The sequence below is a fragment of the Actinomycetospora cinnamomea genome (genome assembly GCF_003096675.1).
Lineage (GTDB): Bacteria > Actinomycetota > Actinomycetes > Mycobacteriales > Pseudonocardiaceae > Actinomycetospora > Actinomycetospora cinnamomea.
This window is the reverse complement of sequence record NZ_QEKW01000005.1, coordinates 133239-159001: the sequence shown is the minus strand read 5'-3', so window position 1 is coordinate 159001 and position 25763 is coordinate 133239. Positions and strand designations below refer to the sequence as shown.

The 25763-nt window shown below is 76.3% G+C and carries 29 protein-coding genes; 12 read left to right on the top strand and 17 right to left on the bottom strand.

Going from position 1 to position 25763, the window contains the following annotated elements:
* Nucleotides 1-13: 13 nt before the first annotated feature.
* The 6 genes from hemC to C8D89_RS31105 all read right to left on the bottom strand — a co-directional run bounded on the left by hemC (nt 14) and on the right by C8D89_RS31105 (nt 5283).
* Complete coding sequence (gene hemC, locus C8D89_RS11955) at nt 14-1090, bottom strand: hydroxymethylbilane synthase (RefSeq protein WP_116708339.1); 1077 nt, start codon at nt 1088-1090, stop codon at nt 14-16.
* Entirely contained in the window at nt 1087-2484 is a 1398-nt protein-coding gene (locus C8D89_RS11950; protein WP_116708338.1) for a glutamyl-tRNA reductase, read from the bottom strand. The genes hemC and C8D89_RS11950 overlap by 4 nt, the downstream gene beginning before the upstream one ends.
* On the bottom strand, nt 2481-3278 hold the full coding sequence (locus C8D89_RS11945; RefSeq protein ID WP_165825667.1) for a redox-sensing transcriptional repressor Rex: 798 nt from the start codon (nt 3276-3278) through the stop codon (nt 2481-2483). Before C8D89_RS11945 ends, C8D89_RS11950 begins: the two co-directional genes overlap by 4 nt.
* 345 nt (nt 3279-3623) lie before the next feature.
* Nucleotides 3624-4289: a ferritin-like domain-containing protein gene (locus C8D89_RS11940; RefSeq protein WP_165825666.1), complete on the bottom strand. Its 666-nt coding sequence runs from the start codon at nt 4287-4289 to the stop codon at nt 3624-3626.
* 41 nt (nt 4290-4330) lie between these two features.
* Nucleotides 4331-4918, bottom strand: a complete 588-nt coding sequence (locus tag C8D89_RS11935) for a ferritin-like domain-containing protein (RefSeq protein ID WP_116708335.1) — start codon at nt 4916-4918, stop codon at nt 4331-4333.
* Complete coding sequence (locus tag C8D89_RS31105; RefSeq protein WP_423716978.1) at nt 4915-5283, bottom strand: glutaredoxin family protein; 369 nt, start codon at nt 5281-5283, stop codon at nt 4915-4917. Before C8D89_RS31105 ends, C8D89_RS11935 begins: the two co-directional genes overlap by 4 nt.
* Before the next feature lie 249 nt (nt 5284-5532).
* On the opposite strand from C8D89_RS31105, the gene C8D89_RS30750 reads away from it, so the two are divergent.
* The 4 genes from C8D89_RS30750 (at nt 5533) to C8D89_RS11915 (ending at nt 9372) form a co-directional block, all read left to right on the top strand.
* On the top strand, nt 5533-5661 hold the full coding sequence (locus C8D89_RS30750) for a hypothetical protein (RefSeq protein WP_279323380.1): 129 nt from the start codon (nt 5533-5535) through the stop codon (nt 5659-5661).
* A gap of 461 nt (nt 5662-6122) precedes the next feature.
* Nucleotides 6123-6713: a sigma-70 family RNA polymerase sigma factor gene (locus C8D89_RS11925; RefSeq protein ID WP_243418057.1), complete on the top strand. Its 591-nt coding sequence runs from the start codon at nt 6123-6125 to the stop codon at nt 6711-6713.
* Between the two features lie 124 nt (nt 6714-6837).
* Entirely contained in the window at nt 6838-8136 is a 1299-nt protein-coding gene (locus C8D89_RS11920) for a DUF5667 domain-containing protein (protein WP_116708334.1), read from the top strand.
* Nucleotides 8137-8301: 165 nt separating this feature from the next.
* Complete coding sequence (locus C8D89_RS11915; RefSeq protein ID WP_423716992.1) at nt 8302-9372, top strand: HAD family hydrolase; 1071 nt, start codon at nt 8302-8304, stop codon at nt 9370-9372.
* Nucleotides 9373-9379: 7 nt separating this feature from the next.
* On the opposite strand, the gene C8D89_RS11910 is transcribed toward C8D89_RS11915, so the two are convergent.
* The 11 genes from C8D89_RS11910 to C8D89_RS11855 form a co-directional block, all read right to left on the bottom strand.
* Nucleotides 9380-10435 (bottom strand): lysophospholipid acyltransferase family protein, encoded by a 1056-nt coding sequence (locus C8D89_RS11910; RefSeq protein ID WP_116708333.1) that lies wholly within the window; start codon nt 10433-10435, stop codon nt 9380-9382.
* Between the two features lie 64 nt (nt 10436-10499).
* Nucleotides 10500-11552: an NAD-dependent epimerase/dehydratase family protein gene (locus C8D89_RS11905; protein ID WP_116708332.1), complete on the bottom strand. Its 1053-nt coding sequence runs from the start codon at nt 11550-11552 to the stop codon at nt 10500-10502.
* 58 nt (nt 11553-11610) lie between these two features.
* Complete coding sequence (locus tag C8D89_RS11900; protein ID WP_010241351.1) at nt 11611-11712, bottom strand: 30S ribosomal protein bS22; 102 nt, start codon at nt 11710-11712, stop codon at nt 11611-11613.
* A 115-nt stretch (nt 11713-11827) separates the two neighbouring features.
* Nucleotides 11828-12064: a helix-turn-helix domain-containing protein gene (locus C8D89_RS11895; protein WP_116708331.1), complete on the bottom strand. Its 237-nt coding sequence runs from the start codon at nt 12062-12064 to the stop codon at nt 11828-11830.
* A 221-nt stretch (nt 12065-12285) separates the two neighbouring features.
* Nucleotides 12286-13179: a pyrroline-5-carboxylate reductase gene (proC, locus tag C8D89_RS11890; protein WP_116708524.1), complete on the bottom strand. Its 894-nt coding sequence runs from the start codon at nt 13177-13179 to the stop codon at nt 12286-12288.
* Nucleotides 13180-13497: 318 nt separating this feature from the next.
* A complete protein-coding gene (locus C8D89_RS11885) occupies nt 13498-14280 on the bottom strand; it encodes a sugar phosphate isomerase/epimerase family protein (protein ID WP_116708330.1) in 783 nt (260 codons plus the stop codon).
* Between the two features lie 46 nt (nt 14281-14326).
* Nucleotides 14327-15589, bottom strand: coding sequence for a hypothetical protein (locus C8D89_RS30745; RefSeq protein WP_165825665.1), 1263 nt, complete (start codon nt 15587-15589; stop codon nt 14327-14329).
* Between the two features lie 5 nt (nt 15590-15594).
* The gene (locus C8D89_RS11870; protein WP_116708327.1) at nt 15595-16587 is read right to left on the bottom strand and encodes a Ppx/GppA family phosphatase; all 993 of its coding nucleotides are present in this window, start codon (nt 16585-16587) and stop codon (nt 15595-15597) included.
* A 20-nt stretch (nt 16588-16607) separates the two neighbouring features.
* Entirely contained in the window at nt 16608-17321 is a 714-nt protein-coding gene (locus tag C8D89_RS11865) for a response regulator transcription factor (RefSeq protein WP_116708326.1), read from the bottom strand.
* Complete coding sequence (locus tag C8D89_RS11860) at nt 17318-18577, bottom strand: sensor histidine kinase (protein ID WP_116708325.1); 1260 nt, start codon at nt 18575-18577, stop codon at nt 17318-17320. Before C8D89_RS11860 ends, C8D89_RS11865 begins: the two co-directional genes overlap by 4 nt.
* Before the next feature lie 155 nt (nt 18578-18732).
* A complete protein-coding gene (locus C8D89_RS11855) occupies nt 18733-19503 on the bottom strand; it encodes a phosphoglyceromutase (protein WP_116708324.1) in 771 nt (256 codons plus the stop codon).
* A 199-nt stretch (nt 19504-19702) separates the two neighbouring features.
* Here C8D89_RS11855 and C8D89_RS11850 point away from each other — a divergent pair, with 199 nt between their 5' ends.
* The 8 genes from C8D89_RS11850 to C8D89_RS11815 all read left to right on the top strand — a co-directional run bounded on the left by C8D89_RS11850 (nt 19703) and on the right by C8D89_RS11815 (nt 25763).
* Complete coding sequence (locus C8D89_RS11850; protein WP_116708323.1) at nt 19703-20152, top strand: BatC protein; 450 nt, start codon at nt 19703-19705, stop codon at nt 20150-20152.
* 7 nt (nt 20153-20159) lie between these two features.
* Nucleotides 20160-21473 carry a cupin domain-containing protein gene (locus C8D89_RS11845; protein ID WP_116708322.1) on the top strand — a complete coding sequence of 438 codons (1314 nt, stop codon included), beginning with the start codon at nt 20160-20162 and terminating at the stop codon, nt 21471-21473.
* Nucleotides 21474-21542: 69 nt separating this feature from the next.
* Nucleotides 21543-22508, top strand: a complete 966-nt coding sequence (locus C8D89_RS11840; protein ID WP_133251887.1) for a sucrase ferredoxin — start codon at nt 21543-21545, stop codon at nt 22506-22508.
* Nucleotides 22509-22577: 69 nt separating this feature from the next.
* Nucleotides 22578-22895 carry a GlsB/YeaQ/YmgE family stress response membrane protein gene (locus tag C8D89_RS11835; protein WP_243418038.1) on the top strand — a complete coding sequence of 106 codons (318 nt, stop codon included), beginning with the start codon at nt 22578-22580 and terminating at the stop codon, nt 22893-22895.
* A 44-nt stretch (nt 22896-22939) separates the two neighbouring features.
* On the top strand, nt 22940-23419 hold the full coding sequence (locus C8D89_RS11830; RefSeq protein WP_116708320.1) for a MarR family winged helix-turn-helix transcriptional regulator: 480 nt from the start codon (nt 22940-22942) through the stop codon (nt 23417-23419).
* A 52-nt stretch (nt 23420-23471) separates the two neighbouring features.
* The gene (locus C8D89_RS11825) at nt 23472-23909 is read left to right on the top strand and encodes an OsmC family peroxiredoxin (RefSeq protein WP_116708319.1); all 438 of its coding nucleotides are present in this window, start codon (nt 23472-23474) and stop codon (nt 23907-23909) included.
* A gap of 129 nt (nt 23910-24038) precedes the next feature.
* Nucleotides 24039-24236, top strand: coding sequence for a hypothetical protein (locus C8D89_RS11820; RefSeq protein WP_116708318.1), 198 nt, complete (start codon nt 24039-24041; stop codon nt 24234-24236).
* A 21-nt stretch (nt 24237-24257) separates the two neighbouring features.
* A complete protein-coding gene (locus C8D89_RS11815; RefSeq protein WP_116708317.1) occupies nt 24258-25763 on the top strand; it encodes a hypothetical protein in 1506 nt (501 codons plus the stop codon).

Below are 25763 nucleotides of genomic sequence, written 5' to 3'. Positions count from 1 at the left end.
CCCATCGTGGTGTTCAGGAGGCGGGCGGGGGGTGCGGTGCGTCGCGCACGGGCTGCGCTGCGTCTCCCGCGACCCCCTTCGGTTCCGCCCCGTCGGCGAGCAGCTCGTCGGCCAGCTCCCGGCCGATCCGCTCGGCGTCCTCGGTCTCCCCGGTGGCGGACGCGCGTACCAGCGCGCCGTCCGCGGTGGCGGCCACCGCGCGCAGCGACAGCCGTTCGACGACGCGCCCGTCGTCGTCCAGGTCCTCGACGACCTCCGCGAGCGCCCCGACGGGGGCGTTGCACGGCGAGCCGAGACCGGCGAGCACCGCGCGCTCGGCGGTCACGGCGGTCGCGACGGAGGCGTCGTGCAGCGTGTCGCGCAGCAGCGCGGCGAGCGCTGCATCTTGCCTCTGGCGCGACAGCTCCGCTTCGCTCCGTGCCGCAGGGTCGGCGGCGCGGCATTCGCAGGCCAGCGCGCCCTGGGCTGGGGCGGGCAGCACCTGCAGGGGGTCGAGCACCTCGGTGACCTCGCCCGCGCGCCCGAGGCGGGCCAGCCCGGCCCGGGCCAGCACCACGGCGTCCAGCTCGCCGCGGGTGACCTTCCCGATCCGGGTGTCGACGTTGCCGCGGATCGGCACGAGCTCCAGGCCCAGGCCCAGCGCGCCGATCTGCGTGATGCGCCGCGGCGACCCGGTGCCGACCACCGCGCCGGGCGGCAGCTCCCCCAGCACCATGCCGTCGCGGGCCACCAGCGCGTCCCGCGGGTCCTCCCGGGCCGGCACGGCCGCGAGCACCAGCCCGGGCACACCGGCGGTCGGCAGGTCCTTGTAGGAGTGCACGGCGACGTCGATCTCGTCGGCGAGCAGGGCCTCGCGCAGGGCGGTGACGAACACGCCGACGCCGGTCTGCGCGATCGGGGTGCCCGCCGCCTGGCTGCGGTCGCCCGACGTGGAGATCGTGACGATCTCGACCGTCGCCCCGGCGGCGGTCAGCGCCGAGGCCACGATGTCGGTCTGCGTCCGGGCGAGCAGGCTCGCCCGGGTGCCGATCCGGATGGTGCGCGCACCGGCGCCGGTCAGCGCGTCGGTCGTGCCCGGGGCGGCGGTCATCGACGCCCCCCGGGTGTGCGGGTGTCCACGGCCAGCGCCTGGTCCACGGGCTCGCCGGGCTCGACGCTCGCGCGCGGGTCGACGGTCTCGGTGGCCGCCAGGGCCGCCGGGGTCTGGGGGTCGAGCTCGAACAGCTCGCGCAGCGCCTCGGCGTAGGTGTCGCCGCCGGGCGACTGCGCGAGGCGCTTGACCTGCACGGTCGGGGTGTGCAGCAGCTTGTCGACCACGCGGCGCACGGTCTGGGCGACCTCGCCGCGGGAGTGGTCGTCGAGCTCGGGCAGGCGCCCGGCCAGGCGCAGCAGCTCGGCGTCGACCACCTCGGCGGCACGCCGGCGCAGGGCCGTGACGGTGGGCGTGACCTCGGCGGTGCGCTGCGCGGCGAAGTAGGCGCGCACCTCCTCGGCGACGACGGCGCGGGCCTCGGCGACCGCCCGGCCCGCGCTCGCCGATCGCAGCCGCTCGCCGAGGGCGGCGAGGTCGACCACCGTGACCCCGTCGTGGTCGCCGACGCGGGCGTCGACGTCGCGGGGCAGGCCGAGGTCACAGACCACGAGCCGGGTCGCCGAGGTGTCCCGCCCGGCCAGCGCGCTCCGCACGTCGTCCAGCCCGATCACCGTGCCGATCGCCCCGGTGCAGGCCACGACGACGTCGGCGGTGGCCATCTCGGTGGCCAGGGCGTCGAGGCCGGCCGCACGGGCGGTGGCGCCCTCGGTGCGCAGGGCGACCGCGAGGCGCTCCGCGTTCTCCTCCGAACGGTTGGCCAGCACGATGTCGGCGACGCCGCTGCGGCGCAGGTGCGCGGCGGACAGCGCACCCATCGACCCGGCGCCGACCACCAGCGCGCGGCGGCCGGCCAGGCCCCCGAGCGCCACCTCGGCGTCGGCGAGGGCCTCGCTGACCACCGAGGCGCCGGCGGCGTCGATGCCGGTCTCGGCGTGGGCCCGCTTGCCCACGCGCAGCGCCTGCTGGGCGAGCTCGTGCAGCACGCGGCCGGCCGAGCCCAGCTCGCGGGCGTCGTTGTAGGCGGCCCGGAGCTGGCCGAGGATCTGGGCCTCGCCGACGACCATCGAGTCGAGCCCCGCGGCCACCGAGAACAGGTGCTCCACCGCCGAGCCGGCGTAGTGCACGTAGAGGTGGTCGGTGAGGTCGGAGACCTCGGCGTGCGCGTGGCGGGCGAGGACGGTCGAGACCTCGGTCAGCCCGCCGTGGAAGGTCTCGACCACCGCGTAGATCTCGACGCGGTTGCAGGTGGAGACGAGCATCGCCTCGGTGACGTGCTCGCCGGTGAGCAGGTCGTCGAGGACCTTGCGGGTGTCGTCGGCGGAGACGGCGACCCGCTCGAGCACCGGCACCTCGGCGGTGCGGTGCGAGACGCCGACCAGCAGCAGGCTCATCGGGTGACCGCCTCTCGCGGGGTCGGTGCGGTCGGGGCGGTCGTGCCGGTCACGGGCCCGGCGGCCGGCACGCTGCCGTGCCGGCGGGCGACGTGGAACGAGAGCACCTGCATCTCCACGGCGAGGTCGACCTTGCGCACCTCCACGCCGGCGGGCACCGCCAGCACGGTCGGCGCGAAGTTGAGGATGCTGCGTACGCCGGCGGCCACGAGGTGGTCGCACACCTCCTGGGCGGCCCGGGCGGGCGTCGCCACCACCCCGATGGTCACCCCGCGCTCAGCGCACACCCGCGGGATCTCGGACGCGTGGACGACCTCGACCCCGCCGATCTCGGTGCCGACCAGCGCGGGGTCGACGTCGAAGAGCGCGGCGACGGGGAAGCCCCGCTGGGCGAACCCGCCGTAGCCCGCGAGCGCGTGCCCGAGGTTGCCCACCCCGACCAGCGCCACCGCGTGGGGCTGCGTGAGGCCCAGCGTGGCCTCGACCTCGGCGGTGAGGCGGGAGACCTCGTAGCCCACCCCGCGCACCCCGGACGAGCCGATGTGCGAGAGGTCCTTGCGCAGCTTCGCGGAGTTCACGCCCGCGGCCGCGGCCAGTTCCTCGCTGGACACCACGGTGCGCCCCTCGTCGAGAAGGGTGGTCAGCACGCGCAGGTAGACCGCCAGGCGGGCGACGGTGGCGGCGGGGACGGGACGCGCGGCGCCGCCGGCGTCGGCGGTCGCCAGGCCCTCCCCGGGCGGCCGGGTCGAGGGCACCGCACGCCGGGTGGGGCGGGTGCCGCGATCGACCGTCACTTCCCGGCGCCTCCTGTCGTGCCTGCTCACTGCCCGCACGGCCCTGTGTGGTCGGGCCCCGCCCACCGCGGGTGCCCGGGGCACGAGGGGCGTCCCACCATGGGGACGCCCTGGATCGTCACCAACGCTAGCGCTCGTGAACGCACGCACAAAATCGCCGCGGACCGCCTCGGCCGTGGGCTCGACCACCCGCCGCGCCGACGCGGACCGCGCCGCGTCGTGCACCGACCGGCGGTGGCTCCCAGTCTGCCAGTCGGCGCGCCGGCCCGCGCTGCGCCGCCACGTGTGGAACAGCACCACGCGGTGCCCGGCCGTTCCCGTGCGCCGTCCGGCCGACCCGCGGGCTCAGACGGTGAGGGCGTCGGTGCCCAGCGCTCCGGCGGTGGGGTCCGCCGGCGCGGTGGGCGGCCGGCCGAGCAGGAACCCGGCGGTGGCGCCGTGCATCGCCGCGACCGGGGCCACCCCCGCCGCGAGGGCGATCGCGCCGGCCTCGGTGAGCTCGCCGGTGAGCGCGGTGACGGTGGCCGCGACCGTCCCGGTGAGGTCGGCGGCCAGGCCCAGCAGGTCCACCGGGGCGAGCGCGGCGTCGAGGCGCTCCCGCACCGCCGGCGCGGCGGTGAGGGGGGAGCCGCTGACCTCGGGGCGCCCGCCGGCGGCGAGCAGCCGGTTCCACGCCTCGGCGTGGGCGACGTGCTGGGCCGCCGCGCCGGACAGGAAGGACGACACCACCGCCGGCACCGCCCCGTACCGGCCCTGGCCCGCGCCGGCCGCGGCCTGGCCGAGGACGTCGCCGGCCAGTCCGGACACCGCCGCACCGAGGGCCAGCAGCGCCGCCTCGCCGGTGTAGGCCGGCGCGGCGGCCGTGGTGGTCGTGGGGGGCGGCGGCCCGGCCGGGGTCCCCGAGGGTGCCGGCGCGCCGGGCGCGGTGTCGGCGCACGCGGCGAGCGCCGCGGTGCCGGCCAGTGCGCCGAGCCCGGCGAGGAAGCGGCGGCGGGGCAGCCCCGGCCTCATCGCCCCGTCCCCCATCGCCCCGTCCCCCATCGCCCGGTCCCTCATCGCACGGCCCCCTCGGTGGCCGGGGACGCCTTCTCGGTGGGGAAGAGGACGTCGGGGAAGCCGACCGTGCCCGCCGCCGGGGGCAGCGCGAGCAGGTCCGGGGGCACCGCCGCCAGCTCGGCTCGCCCGGTGGACAGCAGCGTCTGGAGGGTCAGCAGCAGAGCCTTGCGCTGCGCGGACGCGGCCGCGTGACCCGCGACGGTGCGCCGCACGCCGGGCGCGGAGAGGTCGACGACGTCGGCCACGAGCGTCTGGGCGAGGACGTCCTCGAGGGTGAGCGCGAGGCCGACGACGTCCCCGGGCCCGCGCACGGTGGGCAGCGCCTGCTCGACCACCGGGGCGTACCGGGGGTCCGGCTCGGTCTGCACCCGCCCGCCGGCGGCCCGCGTCGCGTCGGCCAGGTCGGCGCGGGCGCGGTCGAGGGCGTCGACCGCGGCGACGAGCAGGTCACGGACGGGGGCGAGCGCCGTGGCACCGCCGCCGTAGGGCAGCGCGCGGAGCGACGTGTAGGTGTCGGCGGTGAGCACGACCAGCGACGACGCGGTCTGCAGGATCGGCACGTCGGCCGGCGCGGGTGCGGTCACGGGGTCGGCCCGTCCAGGGCGCGCACCAGGTCGGCGGGCTCGAGGCGCCACGACCCGACCTCCACGCCGTCGACCAGCGTGACCGGGATCCGGTCGCCGTACTCGGCGCGCCACTCGGGGTCGACCTCCGGGCCGTCGACGTCCACGACGACGTGCTCCTCGCCGAGCCGCCCGCAGATCTCGCGCACCACGCCCTCCATCCGGTCGCAGGTCCGGCAGTGGGCCCGCACGAGGACGAGGACGCGCGCAGCGGGGTCCTGCTCCGGCTCCCCGGGTGACACGCCACCCGGACGGGCGCCGGGACGACCGCCCGTCGCACCGCCCACCGACGCCGTCGCCCGCTCGTCGGACCGCTCGTCCGCCACCGGCTCGTCGCCCCCTTCCCGACGTCGCTCCGCGCCCCGTCCGGCGGCAGTCTCCCACGCGGCGCGGACCCGCCGACGGCGTGGTCGGCGGCCCCTGAACAGCCGCTCGTCGCACCGTCGGTGCAGGTCGGAGAGGGTGCGCCCCCCGCTGCCCGCGCCGGTGACAGGGGTCCTCACGCCGCACGTATGCTCCCCCGACGACGCCCCCTCGCCGGGGGATCCTTCTCGGAGTCGATCGAGGGAGAGGGCATGTCCGACGTTGCCGGACGTCGCGACCGCGTGTGCGCGCGGGCCGTCGTCGGCACCCTCGTCGCCGTCTCCCCCGCCCCCGGCCGTCGGCCCGTGCCCGGCGACCCGCGACCGCCCGGAGCGCCGTGAGGCGCGCGGCACCCGACCCCGGCGACGAGCCCGGTCCCGGCCGCACCGCGGCCCGGGGCGGCGCCCGCCACGGCGCCACCGGCACCGACACCCCGCCGGGGCGGGTGCTCGACGGGCACGGGCCGGCGGCGCCGCCCACCGCGCCGCTCTACCCCGCCCAGCGCCGCCGCGAGGACACCTGGCCCCCGACGCCCGCGGACGCGACGCCCGCCGTCGACGCGCGGGCGGCCCGCCGCGGACCGCCGCTCGACGAGGTCGACCCCGGCGTCGGCGCGCCGGCGCCCCGTGCCGGGTCGGGCCCGCTGCCGCCGACCGCGCCCCCGGCTCCCGGCGCTCCCGTGGACGGGCACGCCGCCGGCGACGCCCTCGCCGCCGCGCCCACCGCGGCCGTGCCGCTCGTGCCCGCCGTCGAGCCCGCCCGTCCCGCCGCTCCCGGCGCGGCGGACGAGCCCGAGGACGGGCTGCCCGACGACATCGCCGACGCGATCCCCGACGACGACACCGCCGAGGGCTGGGCGCTGGTCCGCGCCGCCCAGGACGGGGACACCCAGGCGTTCGGGCAGCTGTTCGACCGCTACCACGACACGGTCTTCCGGTTCGTGCTCTTCCGTCTCGGGGACCGCCCCGCGGCCGAGGACCTCACGCAGGAGACGTTCGTCCGCGCCTACCGCCGGATCGCCTCGGTGAGCTACCAGGGCCGCGACATCGGTGCGTGGTTCGTCACCATCGCGCGCAACCTCGTGCTCGACCACGTCAAGTCCAGCCGCTACCGGCTCGAGAGCTCGCACGCCGAGGTGGCCGACGTCGCGCCGGCGACCCTGCGTCCGGGTCCGGAGAACGAGGTCATCGCCGGCGCCACCCACGCGGAGCTGCTGCGATGCGTCGCGAAGCTGGGCGAGGACCAGCAGGAGTGCATCGCGCTGCGCTTCCTGCAGGGGCTCTCGGTGGCCGAGACCGCCGAGATCATGGGCCGCAACGAGGGCGCGGTGAAGGCGCTGCAGCACCGCGCGGTGCGCCGCCTCGCTCAACTGTTGCCCGAGGGCCTGCGGTGAGTCACATCGTTGTGGTTCGAACCGCACACCGCAGAGACGTAACCGGTCGCCCGTCCGGTCGTTTCCCTCTGCGACGAGCACGGCGCGCACGCAAGGTGACGCGCGGACGGTGAGGACGGGCGGCATGTCGAGCGGGCACGACGGGGACGACGAGCTGTTCGCTCGCGTCTGGGAGCAGCGGGACGCCACTGGTCACCCAGTGCGTCCGGCGCACCCCGATCCCCGGGCCGGTGACCCCGAGCTCGCCCGCGTCCTCGACGTCGCCGCGGCCCTGCGCTCCGCCGGCCGCGACACCCCGGGGCCCGACGCCGCCGCGAGCGCCCGCATGCGCGCCGCGGTGATGGCGGAGATCACGGGCGGTGCCGCCGACGCGGACGCCCCGCGCGAGCGCACCCGGGTGCTGCGTTCCGCCACGGACTCCGGTCCGGCCGGCGGTCGGGGGGCCGGCCGGACCGGTGAGGGCGCGCGCCGCCCCGCCCGGCGCGGGAGCAACCGTCCCGCCGACGCCCGTCCCGCCGCCCGCGCGTCCTCGCGGCGGCCCGCCACGAGGCTGCTGTCCTCGCTGGTCACCGGCGCGTGCGCGGTGCTCCTGCTCGGCGCGCTGACCGTGCTGCTCAGCCGGGGCGCGCTGCCCGGCGAGATGCTCTACGGCATCAAGCGCGCGTCCGAGTCCGCCGAGCTCGGCCTCACCAGCGGGCAGGAGGCCAAGGGCCTCAAGCACCTCGAGTTCGCCGCCATCCGCCTCGAGGAGGTCTCCGACCTCGTCGGCCGCAGCGGCACCACGGCGGCGGGGGCCGGGCCGGTGGCCGCGGGCCTCGACACCGACCAGGCCGGCCTCGTGCTGGAGAACCTGCGCAGCTTCGACGAGCAGGCGCGCACCGGGTCGCGGCTGATCCTGCCGCTCGCGGCCCAGCCCACGGGCCCGTCGCCCGCCGAGCTCGCGGAGTGGGCACGGACGCAGTCGGCCCGCCTCGACACGCTCCGCCCCTCGCTGGACGAGGACGGGCGCACCGCCGCCGCCGGCTCCCAGCAGATGCTCCAGCGCCTCAGCCAGCGCGCCACCGTCCTCGGCGGACCGGAGCGCTGTGAGGCCGGCACGGCGTCCGACGACCTCGGCCCGCTGCCCACCGGCGACTGCGAGGAGGGCACGGACGCGACGACCGCCGCCCCGGTGACGCCCACCGAGACGTCGACGTCGACGACCTCCAGCACGACGACGACCACGACCACCACGACCACCACCCGGTCGGAGGAGAGCTCGACCGGCACCGGCGACGAGAACTCCGCCCGGTCCACCTCGGAGACGCGCGAGGAGCGCACGTCGCAGCCCGACCCGGTGCAGGTGCCGCTGCCGGTGCCGCTGCTGCCGCAGGTCGACGTCCCGCCGCTGCTGCCCGGCCTGCCCGGTCTCAGCCTCGGGTGATCGCGGGGGCGGCCGGCGAGGCCGCTGCGCGGACCCCGGCGGTCGGGGGTGCCGACTAGGGTGAGCCGCACCGTCGGCGGGTCCACCGGTCCCGCGCCCGGCGGCACGGCTCCGGGACGGACACGACGGGAGGGCGCGGCGGTGGGACGACGGCGCGAGCGCCGGATGCAGGCGGAGCGCGAGGCCGCGCTCCGCGCGGGTGAGGCGTCGGCCGAGGCGGCGCTCCGCGACCCGGCCGTGGCGCCCACCGCCTCCGAACTCCTCGAGACCGTGCCCGAGAGCGCGGGGCCGACCACCGACCCGAGCAGCGGGGAGACCTCGGCCGGCATCGTCACCGCCCCCGCGGGCGCACCCGAGGGCGCGCCGGACGGCGAACTGGCGGGCGGGGGCCCGGCGGCCGCCGCCGCGGCGGCGGACGCCCCGGACATCCACCGCGCGCCGCCGTCGCCGCGGGTCCCGCCCGACCTCACCGCCGCCGCGTTCTTCGACGTGGACAACACGATGATGATGGGCGCGTCGATCTTCCACTTCGCCCGCGGCCTGGCCGCGCGCAACTTCTTCTCCGGCTCCGACCTGCGCGGCTTCGTCTGGCAGCAGCTCAAGTTCCGCCTCGGTGGCGAGGGCACCCCCGACGACGTGCGGGCTCACCGCGAGCAGGCGCTCTCGTTCGTCGCCGGGCAGTCGGTGGCCGAGCTCGTCCGGCTCGGCGAGGAGATCTACGACGAGCTCATGGCCGACCGCATCTGGGAGGGCACGCGCGCGCTGGCGCAGATGCACCTCGACGCCGGGCAGCGGGTGTGGCTGGTGACCGCCACGCCGCTCGAGCTCGCCCGCATCATCGCCCGACGGCTGGGGCTCACCGGCGCGCTGGGCACGGTGGCCGAGAGCGAGGACGGCGTCTACACCGGGCGGCTCGTCGGCGAGCTGCTGCACGGCCCGGCCAAGGCCCACGCGGTGCGGGCGCTGGCCGCCCGCGAGGGCCTCGACCTGCGTCGCTGCGCGGCGTACTCGGACTCGGTCAACGACGCCCCGATGCTGTCCGTGGTCGGCACGGCCGTGGCCGTCAACCCCGATTCGGACCTTCGGCAGATGGCCCGCCAGCGGGGCTGGGAGATCCGCGACTTCCGCTCCGGGCGCAAGGCCGCACGCATCGGCGTGCCCTCGGTGCTCGGCGCCGGCGCGGTCGCCGGCGCCGTCGTCGGTGGCCTGGCGTACCGCCGCCGGCTCGTCGGTTGACCGTCGCTCAGCCCAGGAACGCGTTCCGCCGGCCCGCGAGCAGGCGGTAGAGCGTCTGCTGGATCGTCTCGCGCACCTGGTCGGTCAGGTTGAAGACCAGCATCGGGTCGTCGGCCGACCCCGGCTCGTACGCATCGGTCGGGATGGGCTCGCCGAACTCGATGTACCACTTCGAGGGCAGCGGCACGAGGCCCAGCGGGCCGAGCAGCGGCCAGGTGGGCGTCACCGGGAAGTACGGGACGCCGAGCAGGCGGGCGAGCGGGCCGATGTCGGCGATCTTGGGGTAGGTCTCCTCGGCGCCGACGATCGAGCACGGGATGATCGGCACCCCGGAGCGCAGGGCGGCGGAGACGAAGCCGCCACGGCCGAAGCGCTGCAGCTTGTAGCGGTCGGCGAAGTCCTTGCCGATGCCCTTGAAGCCCTCGGGCCACACGCCCACCAGCTCGCCGGCGCCCAGCAGCGCCTCGGCGTCGGCGTTGCAGGCCAGTGTGTGCCCGGCCTTGCGCGCCGCGGCACCGACCCCGGGCAGCCCGAACACGAGGTCGGCGGCCAGCATGCGCAGGTAGCGCGGCACGGCCAGGTCGTCGTGCACCGCGACCGTGGTCATCAGCGCGTCGAGGGGCAGCGTGCCGGAGTGGTTGGCCACGAGCAGCGCGCCGCCGGAGAGCGGGACGTTCTCGGTGCCGATCGTCTCGACGCGGAACCAGCGCTCGTAGAGAGGGCGCAGCAGCGGCATGACGACGTGCTCGGTGAGGTCCCGGTCGAAGCCGAAGTCGTCGACCGTGTACCGGCCGGTGAGGCGGCGCTGCAGGAACTCGCCGACCTCGGCGACCCGCTCCTCCAGCTCGGTCGAGCTCTCGGGCCGCGGGAGGGTGGCGAGCTCGCCACCGGTGCTCGGCACGGCCTCGGTGGCCTCCCCGTCCTCGGTGAGCCCGCGGGCCGCCGCGGTGCGCTCGGTCAGCGGTCCGACGCCGGGGCGGCTCGCCCGGCGGGGCGCCGGCCGCTGACGGGAGCGGGGACGCCCGCCGTCGGACCGCAACGGGATGACCCGGGCCTCGGGCATGACGTCTCCTCTCCGCAGGTGGCGGTCGCCCGGACGGGGCTGCTCTCGTCCGGGTGTCGGTCGATCAGGTGCCGGAGGGCAGGGCGCGGGCGACGGCGAGCGCCGCGTCCTGCACCCGGCCCAGCCGCGCGGGGTCGATGATCGGGCGCAGTCCGCGCCCGGCCACGAAGTCGTCGAACGCCTGCACCGTCGTCCAGCGTGGCGCGAAGCCGAACTCGGTGCGCAGCTTCGTGGTGTCCACCACGCGACCGAAGTTGAGCAGCCGCATCTGCTCCGGCGAGAAGTCGACGAGGCGGGCCCGGCGGGTGAAGCGGCCGACCAGGGGCACTGCGGGCTGCGGGATCGGCAGCGGTACGCGCCCGGCGCGCCGGATCGCCTGGGAGAGCATGAGCACCCCGTCGCCGCCGACGTTGAACACCCCGGGCAGGTCGTGCGCCGCGGCGCGCTCGAGCACCGCCACCGCGTCCTCCTCGTGCAGCAGCTGCACGCGTGCGTCGTAGCCCAGCACCACCGGCACGACGGGCAGGGAGAAGTACCGCACGAACGAGGTGTCGATCCGCGGGCCGATGAGGTTGACGAACCGCAGCGTGGTCACCGGGATGTCCGGGCGACGGCGCGAGAAGCTGCGGACGTAGCCCTCGATCTCGACCGCGTCCTTGGCGTACCCGCCGGGCGGGATGGCCTTCGGCTCGGTCTGTTCGGTGAACACCGCCGGGTCGCGCGAGCTCGCGCCGTAGACCGCGGACGTCGACTTGACCACCAGCCGACGCACCGTGTCCGACCGCTGGCACGCCGCGAGCAGCTGCATCGTCCCGATGACGTTCATCTCCATCATCATCGAGCGCCCCCCGGACTGGCCGGGGTTGCCCGAGAGCGACGCGTGGACGACGGTGTCGACCTTCGCGGTGGAGATGACCTTGCCGATGAGCGGGTTGCGGATGTCCACGCGCACGAACTCGGCGCGGCCCATCCGCCGGCGCATCTCCCGCGACGGGGGCGTGGTGTCGACCCCGAGGACCCGTTCGACCGACGGGTCGGACGCCAGTCGGGCCGCGAGGTGGCCGCCGAGGAAGCGGCTCACCCCGGTGACGAGGACGACGGACGGCGCCTCGGACATGGCCTGGACATCTCCTGCGGTCGAGCGGACGTGCGGTCCCGGCCGCGCCGGCCGGGGGCTACTTGCCGAGCTTGCGGCGCTGCACCCGGGTCTTGCGCAGCAGCTTACGGTGCTTCTTCTTCGACATCCGCTTGCGACGCTTCTTGATGACCGAACCCACGGGCGAACCTTTCGTGGAGGCAGGAGGGCGACCGGACGGTCGCGGACACACCACCGTACCGGCCGCCGCGTGGACGGCCGGTGTGGAGGGGTACGGCTCCGGGGAGCCGCGCGGGTCAGCCGGCGTCGAAGTACGAGCCCCGGAGGTACTCGTGGACGGCGTCCTCGGGCACCCGGAAGCTGCGGCCGACGCGCACCGCGGGCAGCTCCCCGTTGTGCACCAGCCGGTAGACGGTCATCTTCGACACGCGCATGGCGGCGGCCACCTCGGCGACGGTCAGGAACTGCACCCTCGCCAGGTTGTCGCCCTCGGCCCGCCGAGGGCCGGCGCCCGTCGTGTTGTTCTGGGGCATGGGTCTCACTCCCGTGCACAGGCCGTGCCGCCGGGCTTCCCCTCCCGACGGTTCGACACGCCGTGCTGTGCGGGTGAGGGTAGCGGGACGGGTGTGACGTCTGGTTCGACTCCACCCTCTCGTGCGGTGGCCGCGCGTCGAGGCGCGTCAAGCGTCCACGCCGCGGCGCCGGGGAACGATCCCGTCACGACGAACGGGGCTCTCCGTCCGCCCGGCGCTCGTCAGCCGTACTGGCGTCCGAGCGCGGCCGAGCGGTCCCGGGCGGCGCCCACGGCGCGGGCGAGCGCCGCGCGCAGGCCGTCGGCCTCGAGGGCGGACAGCGCGGCCGCGGTGGTGCCGCCGGGCGAGGTGACGGCCTCGCGCAGCAGGCCCGGGTGCGGCGCCCCACCGTCGCTGTCGCCGCGGCCGTCGCTGCCGGGCGTGGTGAGCAGGCCGCCCGCCCCGTCGACGGTGGCGCTCACCAGCTCCGTGGCCACGGGCCGCGGCAGGCCGAGGGCGACGCCGGCGTCGACCATCGCCTCGGCGAGCAGGAAGACGTAGGCGGGTCCCGACCCCGAGAGGGCCGTCGCGAGGTCCTGCTGGGCCTCCGGCACGCGCACCGTGCGCCCGACGGCCGCGAGGAGCTCCTCGGCCGCCGCGAGCTCCGGCTCCCCCGCCGCCGCGCCGGCCGACAGCACGCACATCGCCCGCCCGACGAGCATCGGGGTGTTGGGCATGACCCGGACGACGGCCGTGTCGACGGGCAGGCGGGTCTCGAGCGCCGTGGTCGGGATGCCGGCGGCGAGCGAGACGACGGTGGGCCGGTCCTCCCCGGGCGCGCGGCCGGCGAGGACGTCGTGCACCGCGTCGAGGGCGCCCGGCACGTCGGCGGGCTTCACCGCGATCACCAGCACATCCGCCTCGCGGGCCGCCCCGGCCGCGTCGACGGCCCGCACCCCCAGGCGCGAGGTCAGCTCCCGGGCCCGCGTCGCGACGGGTTCGACGACGAGCAGCCTCGCCGGCTCGCGTCCGGCGGCGACCAGCCCGCCCAGGAGCGCCTCACCGATCTTCCCGCCGCCCAGGACCGCCACCGTCCGTCCGGCGCCGGCTCCGCCGCGCTCCGCGTCGCTCGCCATGGGGCGATCCTCCTCGACGTACTCGATCATCGCTCCGGCGGCAGGCGGCCGGTCGGGGGCCGGCCGCTCCAGGCGGTGTGCGGGCGTCACCCGCCCCGCCCGCGGACCGTCCCCGACCGGCTCACCACGCCGTAGCTCGCCACGACCACGGAACGAGCCCAACGGCGGCCGGGCGATCGTTACTCCTCTGTGACCTGGGTGGAGGGTCTGGAGGACCACGCCCGAGCAACACCACCAGACGCCGACCCCCACCCCCGCCACCGACGACACCACCGACGACCCCCACCGTTCTAGGGAGGAGGCCGATGTCTCCGCGGTTCAGACGGGCGATCGCGGCAGGTCGGTGCCCAGGTGCAGGCGGGCGAACAGCAGCGACTCGGCGAGCATGTCGAGGCGTTCGTTGCGGGAGCGGGCGCGGCGGGTGCTGATCTCGACGACGACGGCGCCGTCGAAGCCGGACGCGCCGAGGCGTCGGCAGACCTCGGCACAGGGCTGCGTACCGCGCCCGGGCACGAGGTGCTCGTCGCGGGACAGGCCTGTTCCGTCGGCGAGGTGGAGGTGGACGAGCCGCTCGCCCATGCGGTCGAGCAGGGCGAGCGCGTCGTCGCCCGCGGTGGCGGTGTGCGAGAGGTCGAGGGTGTACCAGCGGGCGCCAGGGGTCGTGGGGTCGTGGCCGGGCGTGTAGCTCGACCAGCGCAGGCGCCCCCGGCGCAGCGGGAACATGTTCTCCATGGCGATCCGCACGCCGTGGGCACGCTCGAGCTCCTCGGCCTGACGGCCGACCCCGTGGGCGTAGCGGCGCTGCCAGCGGAACGGCGGGTGCAGCACCACGGTGGGAGCGCCGAGGCTCGCCGCGAGGACGGCGCTGCGGCGCAGGCGCTCGACGGGGTCCGGGCTCCACACCCGCTGGGTGATCGCCAGGCAGGGGGCGTGCACGGCGAGGACCGGCATCCCGGTGCGCTCGGAGGCGCGGGCGACCGAGGCGAGGTGCTGGCTGTCCGGGTCGGTCCACACCATGAGCTCGACGCCGTCGTAGCCCAGCTCGGCGGCGACCTCGAAGGCCGAGTCCATCGGCTCGGGGAACACCGAGGCGGTGGACATGGCGACCGGAGGACCCCCGGAGGGGACGGGGCGGGAGGTCACCGGGTCAGCGGCTCAACAGCACGATCGCGGCCGGTGAGACGGTGACGACGAGGCCGACGACCACGGCGAGCACCGTGGTCTGCAGGTCGTCGGAGCGCCGCAGGGCCCGCACACCGAACACCAGCCCGGTGGTCGCGGCGGCCGCGAGCACGAGCGCGACCACCGGCTGCTCCTGCCAGAGGTAGGAGAAGACGGTCCACAGCACGGCGCCCAGCAGGGCGCCGACGACGAGCTGGACGATCATGACCAGCCAGTCCCGGGCGGACGTGGGGCGGGGCTCGTCGTCGAGGTCCTCGTCGTACTCCTCGTCGTCCTCGACGTCGAGGTCGTCCTCGAGGTCCCGGTCGTCGACGTGCGTGCGCCGCGGAGCGCGCCCGAGGCCGGCGGGCGCGTCCCGGTCGTCGTCCACCCCGTCGTCGAGGTCGTCGAGGTCGTCGAGGTCGTCGGACTCGTCGTCGTCCAGGTCCGGGCGGGCCAGCGGCGAGGCGGCGGTCGACGGTCCGCCGCGGTCGTCGTCGCCGCCCCGGGGCGGAGGCGCGCCCGCCGGACGCGCGGCCGGCGAGGCGGCGGTGGTGGGCCCGGCGTCGCCGACGCGGACGGTGGGGATGACGGTCGGACCCGCGGTGGGCACCGCGCGGGGACCGGGAGGCGGCGGGCCGGGCGGACCGGCGGGCCGTGCGGGCGGGGCGCCGAACGCCTGCGTCCCCGTGGGAGGCGGGCCGGGCGGGCGTCCGGGCGGCGGTCCGGGCGGCGGTCCGGGCGGCTGGGCGGCCCAGGGATCCCGCCGGGGCGGCTCCGTCGGCCCCCAGCCACCGCCCGCGACGCCGTAGCCGTGGTGCCCCGGTCCGTCGTGAGGGCCGCGCCCGTGGGCGGGGCCGTAGAGGCCGCGGTTCTGGCCGGTGTCGCGGTCCCCGGCGTCGTACCGGCGGTCGTGACTCCTGGTGTCGTAGCTGCCGGGGTCGTACCCGCGGTCGTACCCACCGGTCTCGTAGCCCCCGGTGTCGTGACCGCGCTCGTACCCTCCGGTGTCGTAGCCCGAGCCGGGGTCGTAGCCGGCGTCGTACCCGGCGTCGTACCCGGCGTCGTAGCGCTCGTCGGGGCCGTCGTCGTACCGGTCGTCCGCCAGGGGCGGCGCGGCCGGCGCGGGCGGCTCGTCGGGCTCGGCGCTGCGGCGACGCCGGGTCTGCTGGGACTCGGCGCTGTACGCGGCCAGGAGCTCGGCCACGCTGCGCTGGGTGCCCTGGCGAGGCCCGTCGTCCCTGTTCACGCCGCCTACCGTGCCTCGTGCAGTGTCGGCCGTCCAGTCGCGAGGGGGCCGCCGACCGACAGCATCCCACCGCCCGGCTGCAGCTGGTCGAGACGACCCAGGATGATCCCCTCGCGCAGGGCCCACGGGCACACCTCGACCTGCTCGAGGCCCAGCGCGGTCATCGCCTCGTGGGCGACGACCGCCCCGGCGACGAGCTGGTGGCTGCGGCTGGCGCTGACCCCCTCGAGCTCGGCGAGGTCGGCGGAGCTCATGCGGGAGATGAACGCCACGACCTGGCGCAGCCCCGTGGCGGTGAGCGTGCGACGCACCCGCGGGCCGGCGCTGCGCGGCGCCGCGCCGGTGAGGCGCGCGAGCGAGCGGAACGTCTTGGACGTGACCACCGCGCGGTCGGGCGGGCCCTCGCCGAGCAGCGTCTGCGCGGGTGACGCGAGCACCTCGTGCGCGTACTCACCCAGGGCCTTGAGCTCGCGGCGCTGCGGGGGGTCGGCGGTGAACCAGTCGCGGGTCAGGCGCCCGGCCCCGAGCGGCACCGAGATGGCGTGCACCGGCGCCTCGTCGCGGCCCACCGCCATCTCCAGCGAGCCGCCACCGATGTCGAGCACCATGAGGTGGCCCGCCGACCACCCGAGCCAGCGGCGCACCGCGAGGAACGTCAGCGCCGCCTCGTCCGGGCCGGAGAGCACCTGCAGGTCGACCTGGGCCTCGTCGCGGACGCGCTCCAGCACGGCCGGTGAGTTGGACGCGTCGCGCACCGCGGACGTGGCGAACGCCAGCAGGTCCTCGCACCCGAGGTCGAGCGCCTGGCGACGGGCCGAGGCTACGGCCTCCACCAGCGCGTCGGCGCCCTCGTCCCCGAGCCGGCCGTCGCGCACGTGCTCCGCGAGGCGCAGCGCCGTCTTGGTGGAGTGCGTGGGCGTGGGGTGCCCACCGCGTTGGGCGTCGACCACCAGCAGGTGCACGGTGTTCGAGCCGACGTCGAGGACCCCGAGTCGCACGGTCGGGAGTCTAACGGGCCCTACGCGTCGAGCTTGTAGCCCAGGCCCCGGACGGTCACGAGGTGACGAGGCGCCGAGGGCTCGGGCTCGAGCTTGGCCCGCAGGCGCTTGACGTGGACGTCGAGGGTCTTGGTGTCGCCGACGTAGTCCGCGCCCCACACGCGGTCGATGAGCTGGGCGCGGGTGAGCACCCGTCCGACGTTGCGCATGAGGTACTCGAGGAGGTCGAACTCCTTGAGCGGCAGCGGCACCTCGGTGCTGCCGCCGTCGGAGACGACGGAGACGACGTGCCGGTCGACGTCCATGCGGATCGGGCCGGCCTCGAGGACCTGGCGCTCGCCGCCCGCCGGCGCGGCGCCGTCGGCCTCGCTGTCCTGGCCGCGGCGCAGCACGGCGCGGACGCGCGCGATCAGCTCGCGGGCCGAGTAGGGCTTGGTGACGTAGTCGTCGGCGCCGAGCTCGAGGCCGACCACCTTGTCGATCTCCGCGTCGCGCGCGGTCACCATGATCACCGGGACCGAGGATCGCTGGCGCAGCGCCTTGCACACGTCCGTGCCGCTCATCCCGGGCAGCATGAGGTCGAGCAGGACGATGTCCGCGCCGTGGCGCTCGAAGTCGTCGAGGGCGGCGGCACCGGTGCCCGCCACCGAGGTCTCGAACCCCTCCTTGCGCAGCAGGTAGGCCAGCGGGTCGGCGAAGGACTCCTCGTCCTCGACGATGAGCACGCGGGTCATGTCGTACCTCCGGTGACCGACGGGGTCGGGTGCGTGCCCGGCCCCGCCGTGGTGAGGGCGAGTCCGGCCTCCAGGCCGTGCAACGGGGTCTCGGGCTCGTCCTCGGCGGGGGCGGCCGGGACCCGGAGGGTGAACGTCGAACCCACCCCGGGCTCGCTCCACAACCGGACCTCGCCGCCGTGGTTGGCCGCGACGTGCTTGACGATGGCGAGCCCGAGCCCCGTGCCACCGGTGGCGCGGGAGCGGGCGGGGTCGACGCGGAAGAAGCGCTCGAAGACCCGCTGCTGGTGTTCCGGGGCGATGCCGATGCCCCGGTCGGTCACCGAGATCTCGACGCGGTCGCCCTGCCGGCGCCGACGCACCGACACCGGCGTGCCCTCCGGCGAGTAGGCCACCGCGTTCTCCAACAGGTTCGCCAGTGCCGTGACCAGCAGGGTGCGGTCGCCGGCCACCTCGAGCCCGCTGGGCTCGTCGAGCAGGAAGCGTCCCCGGGGGTCGGACCCCGCGTCGTCGCCGCCCGCGCTGGCGGCGGCCTCGGCCGGCACCCGGACGCGGTGGATCGCCTCGGCGAGCACCTCGTCGACGTCGACACGCACCAGCTCGGGCAACCGGTCGGCGCCCTGGAGCCGCGACAGCGAGATCAGCTCGGTGACGAGCGCCCCGAGGCGGTGGGACTCGTTGAGGATGCGGGTGGCGAAGTGCGCGACCTCGTCGGGGTCGTCCGCGTCGAGCACGGCCTCGGCGAGCACGGCCAGCGCGCCCACCGGCGTCTTGAGCTCGTGGCCCACGTTGGCGACGAAGTCGCGGCGGACCGCCTCCAACCGCACCGCCGCCGAGGTGTCGGTCGCGTCGACGACGACGAACCCGTCCCCCAGCGACCGGACGTGCGCGACGATCGTCTGCGGCGTCGAGCCGGGCGGGTGCGACGCCGGCGACAGGTCGACCTCGCACGCCTCGCCACCCGCGGCGACCTTCTCGGCGGCGGCGGCGAGCCGCGGGGCGGGGCGGGCGTCCACGACGGCCCCCAGGGCCTCGGCGCGCTCGTTGGACAGCACGACGTCGCCGAAACGGTTGATGACGGCGATGCCCGACTGCGAGCGGCGGACCAGCCGTGCGAGCAGCTCGGCCACCGTGGGGCCGCGCGAGCGCTCCGGCCCGGCACCCGCCCGGCGGCGGACGGCGGCGGCCCCGACGACGGCGCCGAGCGTCGCGGCCACCAGGGCCACGACGACGGTCACCAGCACCGAAGCGGTCACGTCTACCGATGGTAGGGCGACCGACCACCTGCCGTGGCGCTCTCCGTGACCTGTCCGACGCCTCCGGGGGACAGTCTTGGCCCGCTGTTCGGTCCCCGTTCACCCACAGCCCGTGGGCGCCGCCTCCCGACGGCCCACGTGATGCGGTTCCCGCGTCAGCGTCCCTGGTTGGCGACGGCGGCGATGGCGTCCTGCGCGGCGTCGGGGTCGAGGTAGGTGCCGCCGGGGTTGGTCGGGCGCAGGTCGCCGTCGTCGGCCGTCTCGAGGTCGTAGCGCAGCGGGATCCCGGTGGGGATGTTGAGCCCGGGAATCGTCTGCTCGTCGATGCCGTCGAGGTGCTTGACCAGCGCGCGCAGCGAGTTCCCGTGGGCGCCGACGAGCACGGTGCGACCCGCCCGCAGGTCCGGGACGATCGACGTCTGCCAGTACGGCAGCATCCGCTCGAGCACGTCGGCGAGGCACTCCGTGCGCGGCAGGGCGTCGCCGAGGTCGGCGTAACGCGGGTCGCCGGTCTGGGCGTACTCGTCGTCGGGGTCGATGGGCGGCGGCGGGGTGTCGTAGGACCGGCGCCAGATCTGGAACTGCTCCTCGCCGTACTCCTCCATCGTCTGCTTCTTGTCCTTGCCCTGGAGGGCCCCGTAGTGCCGCTCGTTCAGCCGCCAGCTGCGCTGCACCGGGATCCAGTGCCGGTCGCAGACGTCGAGGGCGATCTGCACGGTGGCGATGGCCCGGCGCAGCAACGAGGTGTGCAGCACGTCGGGCAGCAGCCCCGCCTCGGCGAGCAGCTCCCCGCCCCGGCGGGCCTCCTGCTCGCCGAGGGGTGACAGCGGCACGTCCACCCAGCCCGTGAACAGGTTCTTCTCGTTCCAGTCGCTCTGCCCGTGGCGCAGGAGCACGAGCGTGCCGATCGTTCCCTCCGGGTTCATGGCGGGGACCCTGCCAGCGGCTCGGCGCGGAGGCCACGCCACCGGCCACCGTTTGGCGTGAGATCACCTCGTGCCGGGTACGGCTGGCGGCATCGGCGGAGGACACTGCCGAGCACCCTTCGGGCTCCCGCGGCGCCGCACCACCACGCGCGACCCGCGGGGACGGACCCGGATCAGCGACGACACGGAGGCATCCGACGTGAACGACGACGACATCACCACGAGCGGCAGCGGCGGGCACGGTCCGGCCGACGGCGGGGCCAGCGGCCAGGGTGCCGACGGCGGCGCCGACGGCGCGGCGGGTCACGGCCCGGCGGACGGTGGCGCGGCCGGCGGCGGTGCCGACGGCGGTGCCGACGGCGGGGCCGACGGCGGTGCCGACGGCGGGGCCGACGGTGGCGCCGACGGCAGTGCCGGTCACGGTCCGGCCGACGGTGGCGCGGCCGGCGGCGGTGCCGACGGCGGTGCGGACGGTGGTGCCGACGGCGGTGCGGACGGTGGTGCCGACGGTGGGGCCCACGGCCCGGCGGACGGTGGCGCGTTCGGCAACTCGGCCGACGGCGGCGCGGACGGGTCGGCCGGCCACGGCCCCGCCGACGGCGGCGCCCGCGGCGGCGGCTCCGACGGCGGCGCGGACGGCGGGGCCTGAGCACCCGATGACCACCGTGAGCCCCGGGGCCGACCGGTCCCCGGATCGCGGGCGGGACCGCGGCGCCGGGCGGTCCGACCGTCCGGCGCTGCGGCGCGTCGTCGCCGGCGACCTCGACGATTTCGCCTCGGCGGCGTGGGGCCGGGAGGCGCGGCTCTCCCGGGCCGCGGACCTCGCCAAGCACGCCGAGGCCGACCAGCCGGCGGCGTTCGGCGACCTGTTCGACCTCGCCGCCGTCGACGAGCTGCTCTCACGGCGCGGATTGCGCACGCCGTTCCTGCGCATCGCGAAGCAGGGCACAGTGGTCGACTCTCGCCACTTCACCGGCGAGGGCGGTGTCGGCGCCGAGGTGTCCGACCAGGTGCGCGACGACCGCGTCGCCGCGCTGTTCGCCGACGGCCACACCGTCGTGCTCCAGGGCGTGCACCGCACCTGGGCGCCGGTGGCCGACCTCGTCACCGACCTGGCCGCGGAGCTCGGCCACCCGGTCCAGACCAACGCCTACATCACGCCGGCGTCGTCCCAGGGCTTCTCGGCGCACTACGACGTGCACGACGTCTTCGTGCTGCAGGTCGCGGGCGCCAAGCGCTGGCACGTCCACGCGCCGGTGCACCCCGATCCCCTGCGCTCCCAGCCCTGGAACGACCACGCCGACGCCGTGGCCGCCCGGGCCGCGGAGGAGCCACTGATCGACGAGGTCCTCGAGCCGGGCGACGCGCTCTACCTCCCGCGCGGCTACCTGCACTCGGCCACGGCGCAGGGCGAGGTCAGCGCGCACCTGACGATCGGCGTCCACGTCCTCACCCGCTGGGCGGTCGTCGACGCGCTGCTGAACGCCCTGACGACCGACCCCGAGCTGCGCGGTTCGCTGCCGCTGGGGATCGACGCGGCCGATCCTGCAGCGCTCGCGCCTCACGTCGAGGCCGTCGCCGCGCGCCTGGCCGAGACCCTCGCCGCGCCCGACGCGCAGCGCACCGAGCGCGTCGCGCGCAGCCTGCGCCGGCGCGTGTGGCACGGCAACCGCCCGGAGGCCGTCGCCCCGCTGGCCCAGGCCGCGGCGGCCACGGCGGCCGACGCCGACACGGTCGTGCGCGTGCGCCGGGGCCTGCACCACCGACTCCGGCCCGGCGCCGGCGACACGGCCGTGGTCCTCGAGCTCCCCGACCGCACCATCACCCTGCCCGCGGGCACGCGGGCGGCCTGCGAGCGCCTGCTCGACGGCGGCCCCGTGGCCGCCGGGGGCCTGCCCGGCCTGCCGCCCGACGACGGCGCGGTCGTCGTCCGCCGGCTGCTCAAGGAGGGCGTGCTGGTCGCGGAGTGAGGTCAGCCTCACCTCACTTGCCCGCACGGGGTGGTGTCCGTCCGCGCCCGCGCGGGGTATGACGGGGAGATGACCACGTCGGACCCGGCAGTCCCCGCAGTGACGTTCCGCTGCTCGGAGGCCGCCCGCGAGCGCGACGACCCGTTCGTCGCGACCGCGCCGCCGGCACGGTGCTGGCTGCTCGTCGAGCACCCGGGGCCGTGGGGTCACCAGGCGCTCGGCGACGCGGGCTACGCGCCCGAGGTCGTCGAGGCGATCGACGCGTTCTGCCGCCGCCGCGGCGCCCGCTTCCAGCTCATCCGCCGCTCCCGCGCCCGCGGGGAGCCCGCGGCCGACCGCGGCCGCTTCGCGCTGGTGGACACCACCCCGGGGGCCGAGTCCGTCCGTTGGGGCCGGGTCGCCTCGGCCGACGAGCTGCCCGCGGCGCTGGCCGATGTCGAGGCCGTGACGACCCCGTCGTCGGAGCCCGTCTACCTCGTGTGCGCCCACGGCCGCCACGACGCGTGCTGCGCCATGCGCGGGCGGCCCGTGGCCGCCGCGCTGAGCATGACCCACCCCGACCGCACGTGGGAGACCACGCACACGGGCGGTGACCGCTTCGCGGCCAACCTCGTCCTCCTGCCTCACGGGCTGGTGCTCGGCCGGGTGCCGGCCACCGAGGCCGTCGCGGTGGTCGAGCGCTACGCCGCCGGTGAGGTCGACACCACCTGGGTGCGCGGCCGCTCGTTCCTCTCCGCGCCCGCGCAGGCCGCGCAGCACCACGCGCGCCTGGCGTACGACGAGCCGGGCGTGGACGCGCTGCGCGTCCTCGGCGCCGAGGCCCGCGAGCAGGGCGTCACCGAGGTGACGCTCGACGGCGGACCGGAGCGCGGGACGATCGCCGTCGTCGTCCGCGAGCGCTGGGTCGCCTCGCCGACTCCGCTGACGTGCTCCGCCGGGCGCGCGGCGTCGATGCGCGTCTACGACCTGGTCGGGGTGACCTCCGTGTCCGGCGTGCACGGTCTCGACGTCTCGGTGGCGGGCACCGCCGGATAGACACCCGGCGATGGTCGCAATCGTGACTGCCCGTACGCATGATGTGCCGCCGAGTGGGGCACGTTGCGCATGCGCGAAAGCCGCGCAGTGAGCACTGGAGGCGTGGAAATGGGCACGGGCATCATCGGGGCAATCGTCCTCGGGCTCATCGTCGGAGCCCTCGCAAAGCTGATCATGCCGGGCGACGACCCGGGCGGAATCATCGTCACGACGCTCCTCGGCATCGTCGGGGCGTTCCTCGGGAGCTTTCTCGCCAGCAGCGTCTTCGGGGTGGACGCCACCGGCTTCTGGAACGTCTGGACGTGGATCTTCGGCATCATCGGGTCGCTCATCCTGCTCGGGATCTACCGGGTGATCGTGGGCCGACGCAGCAGAGTCCGACGCTGAGCCTTTCAATTGTGCACGATGTGATCGCGCGCTAGGTTCGCGTCGTGAGCACGGACGAGGGGACGGAGGACGACCTGCTGCTGTCGGAGCAGGCCTGCTTCGCGCTCTACTCGGCGTCCCGCGCGGTCACCGACGTCTACCGTCCCCTGCTCGCCGAGCTGGGGCTGACCTATCCGCAGTACCTCGTGCTCCTGGTGCTCTGGGAGTCCGAGCCGCGGACGGTCCGCGACGTCGGTGCCGCGCTCGCGCTCGACTACGGCACGGTCTCGCCGCTGCTCAAGCGGCTGGAATCCGCCGGGTGGATCGCACGGCGCCGGAATCCCCGCGACGAGCGGACGGTGACGGTGCACCTGACCGACGAGGGGCGCGCGCTGCGCTCCCGCGTCGCCCACGTGCCCCGCACCGTCGGCTGCGCGCTCGGTCTCGACGACCGGGCCCGTCGCGAGCTCATCGTGCTCCTGCGGACCCTCACGGCCTCGACCGTCGCGTTCCGCGGCGTCGACGGCGCGACGTCCGCGAGCTGACCGTCGACCACGACCGACCGGCCGTCACGGGCCGGAGGAGCAGGAGGCCACGATGCCGAGCCGCGACGCGACCACCCACTGGGAGGGCGGCCTGCAGGACGGGAAGGGCCAGGTCACCCTGGACTCGTCCAACGCGGGGCAGTTCAACGTCTCGTTCCCGACGCGCGCCGAGGACCCCCACGGGCAGACCAGCCCCGAGGAGCTGATCGCTGCGGCGCACTCCTCCTGCCTCGCGATGAACCTCTCGGGCGTGCTCGGCGGCGAGGGGCACACCGCGCGCTCGATCGACGTGAGCGCCGAGGTGACGCTGTCGCCCGCCCGGGGTGGCGGCTTCGAGATCAGCGGCATCGCGATCACGCTGCGCGCCGAGGTCGACGGCCTCGAGGAGGGGCGCTTCCAGGAGCTGGCCCGGACCGCCGAGGAGACCTGCCCGGTGTCCAAGGCCCTTGCCGGCACGACGATCAGCCTCGACGCAGCGCTCGCGAGCTGAGCCCGGTGTCGGGGGGCGTGGTTACGGTGACGCCGTGCCACGCCCCCCTATGCCGTGCTGCCTCGCGAGAGGGCCGTCCGGGTCGCGCGCCGGTAGCCTGGGTGCCGACGGCACGACCCGGGAGGCGTCATGGCCGACGGACCAGCCCGAGCTGCCCGCACGGGGCGCCGACGCATCGTCGAGCCAGGCGAGCCGGCGGACGATCTCGCCGAGCGGCTCCACCTCGACGACCCGGCGCTCCAGCGCCGCTACCGCGCCGACCTCGACCGCGTCCGCGACGCCGAGCTGCGCGCGGAGGTCGACACCGAGGGCGTCCGCCTGCACTGAACGGTCCGCTCCGGGGCGCGGATGACCTGGTCGTTCCTGGCCTGGTCGCCCGACGACTCCGCGGGTGCGGTCTACGACGTCACGGTGCCCGGCGCGTGGGAGGAGCTGCTCGACTTCTACGCCGGCGGTGACCGCAGCCGACCGCTCGAGCGCATCGTCGCCATCGCCCGCGAGCACGGGGTGCGCAGTGTCGTCGTCGAGCAGCGCCATCTCGACCCCGACTGGCGCAGCGAGCACGGCGCGTTCCACGGCCGGCTGTTCCGCCGCCGGCCCTCGGTGTGCCACCGCTGGCATCTCTTCACCGACGACGTCCGCGCCGACCTCTCGCGGCTGCGCCCCGAGGCCTACCGCGGCTACGTCGTCCTGCGCCCGCTGGCCTCGACGCCGGTCGGGCGCACGATGATCGCCCCGCCGCCCGGCCTCGACGGCGCGGTGCGCTGCGAGGCCACCGAGCGCGTGTCGCTGTTCGGCCACCCGCTGTGGATCACGGCGATGCCGTTCCTCAGCCAGGACGCCGAGTACCTGCGGTGCGCCCACGCCGTGCTGTGGATGGTGCTGCGCCACGCCCACCTCGCCCACGGCCTCCCCCGCCGGCTCACCGCGGAGGTGCACGACGCCGCGTTGGGCGGGGTCATCGTCGGGCGTCAGGTGCCCAGCGAGGGGCTCTCGGTGCAGCAGATGCTCTCCGGTGCGACGCGGCTCGGCCTCTCCCCCGGGCTGATGCACCTGCCCGCCACGCCCGAGGAGGACGCCGCCGCCGACGCCGCCGGTCCCGCCACGGAGCCGGTCGACGCGGCGGGGCGCGCCGACCCGCGGGGCGGCCTGCTCTCGCTGCGGGCGGTGCTGTGCCGCTACGTCAACAGCCAGCTCCCGCCGCTGGTGATCTCCTCGAACCACGCCTGGGTCGTGGTCGCCTACCGCCGCGACCCGGCGCACGACCGCCGGCTGACGCTGTGGCGCCACGACGACGCCCGCGGGCCCTACCTCGAGGTCGCCGACCCGTTCGCCGAGCCCGAGGACGTCCACCGCCCCTGGCAGACCGCGATCCTGCCGCTGCTGCCCGCGATCTACGTGACGGCCGAGCGTGCCGAGGCCGCCGGGCGGCTGTGGTTCGCCGGCTACCTGCGTCGCGCCGACGACGACGAGCCGGTGGCCCGCGCCGCCGCGGCCGGCGAGCTGGCGTTCCGCACCTACGCGGTGCGCAGCGACGCGTACCTCGAGGGCCTCTCCGCCCGGGGTGTGGACCCGGCGCTGGCCGACCTCTACCGCCTCGCCGCGCTGCCCGAGCACGTGTGGGTCGTCGAGGCCGTGGACCGCGTGGAGCGCCGGGCCGACCGGCCGGACGTGGTGGGCGAGGCGCTGGTCGACGCCACGGCGTCCACCCACCACGAGCCACTGCAGGAGGGCCTCGTCGCCCTGCACGGCGGGCGCCTGGCCCACCGCATCGGGCCCGACCACGGCACACGGCGCGACCTGCACCTCGCCGACCCCGGCCACTACCGCACGGGGCGGCCGGGCCGCCGTTGA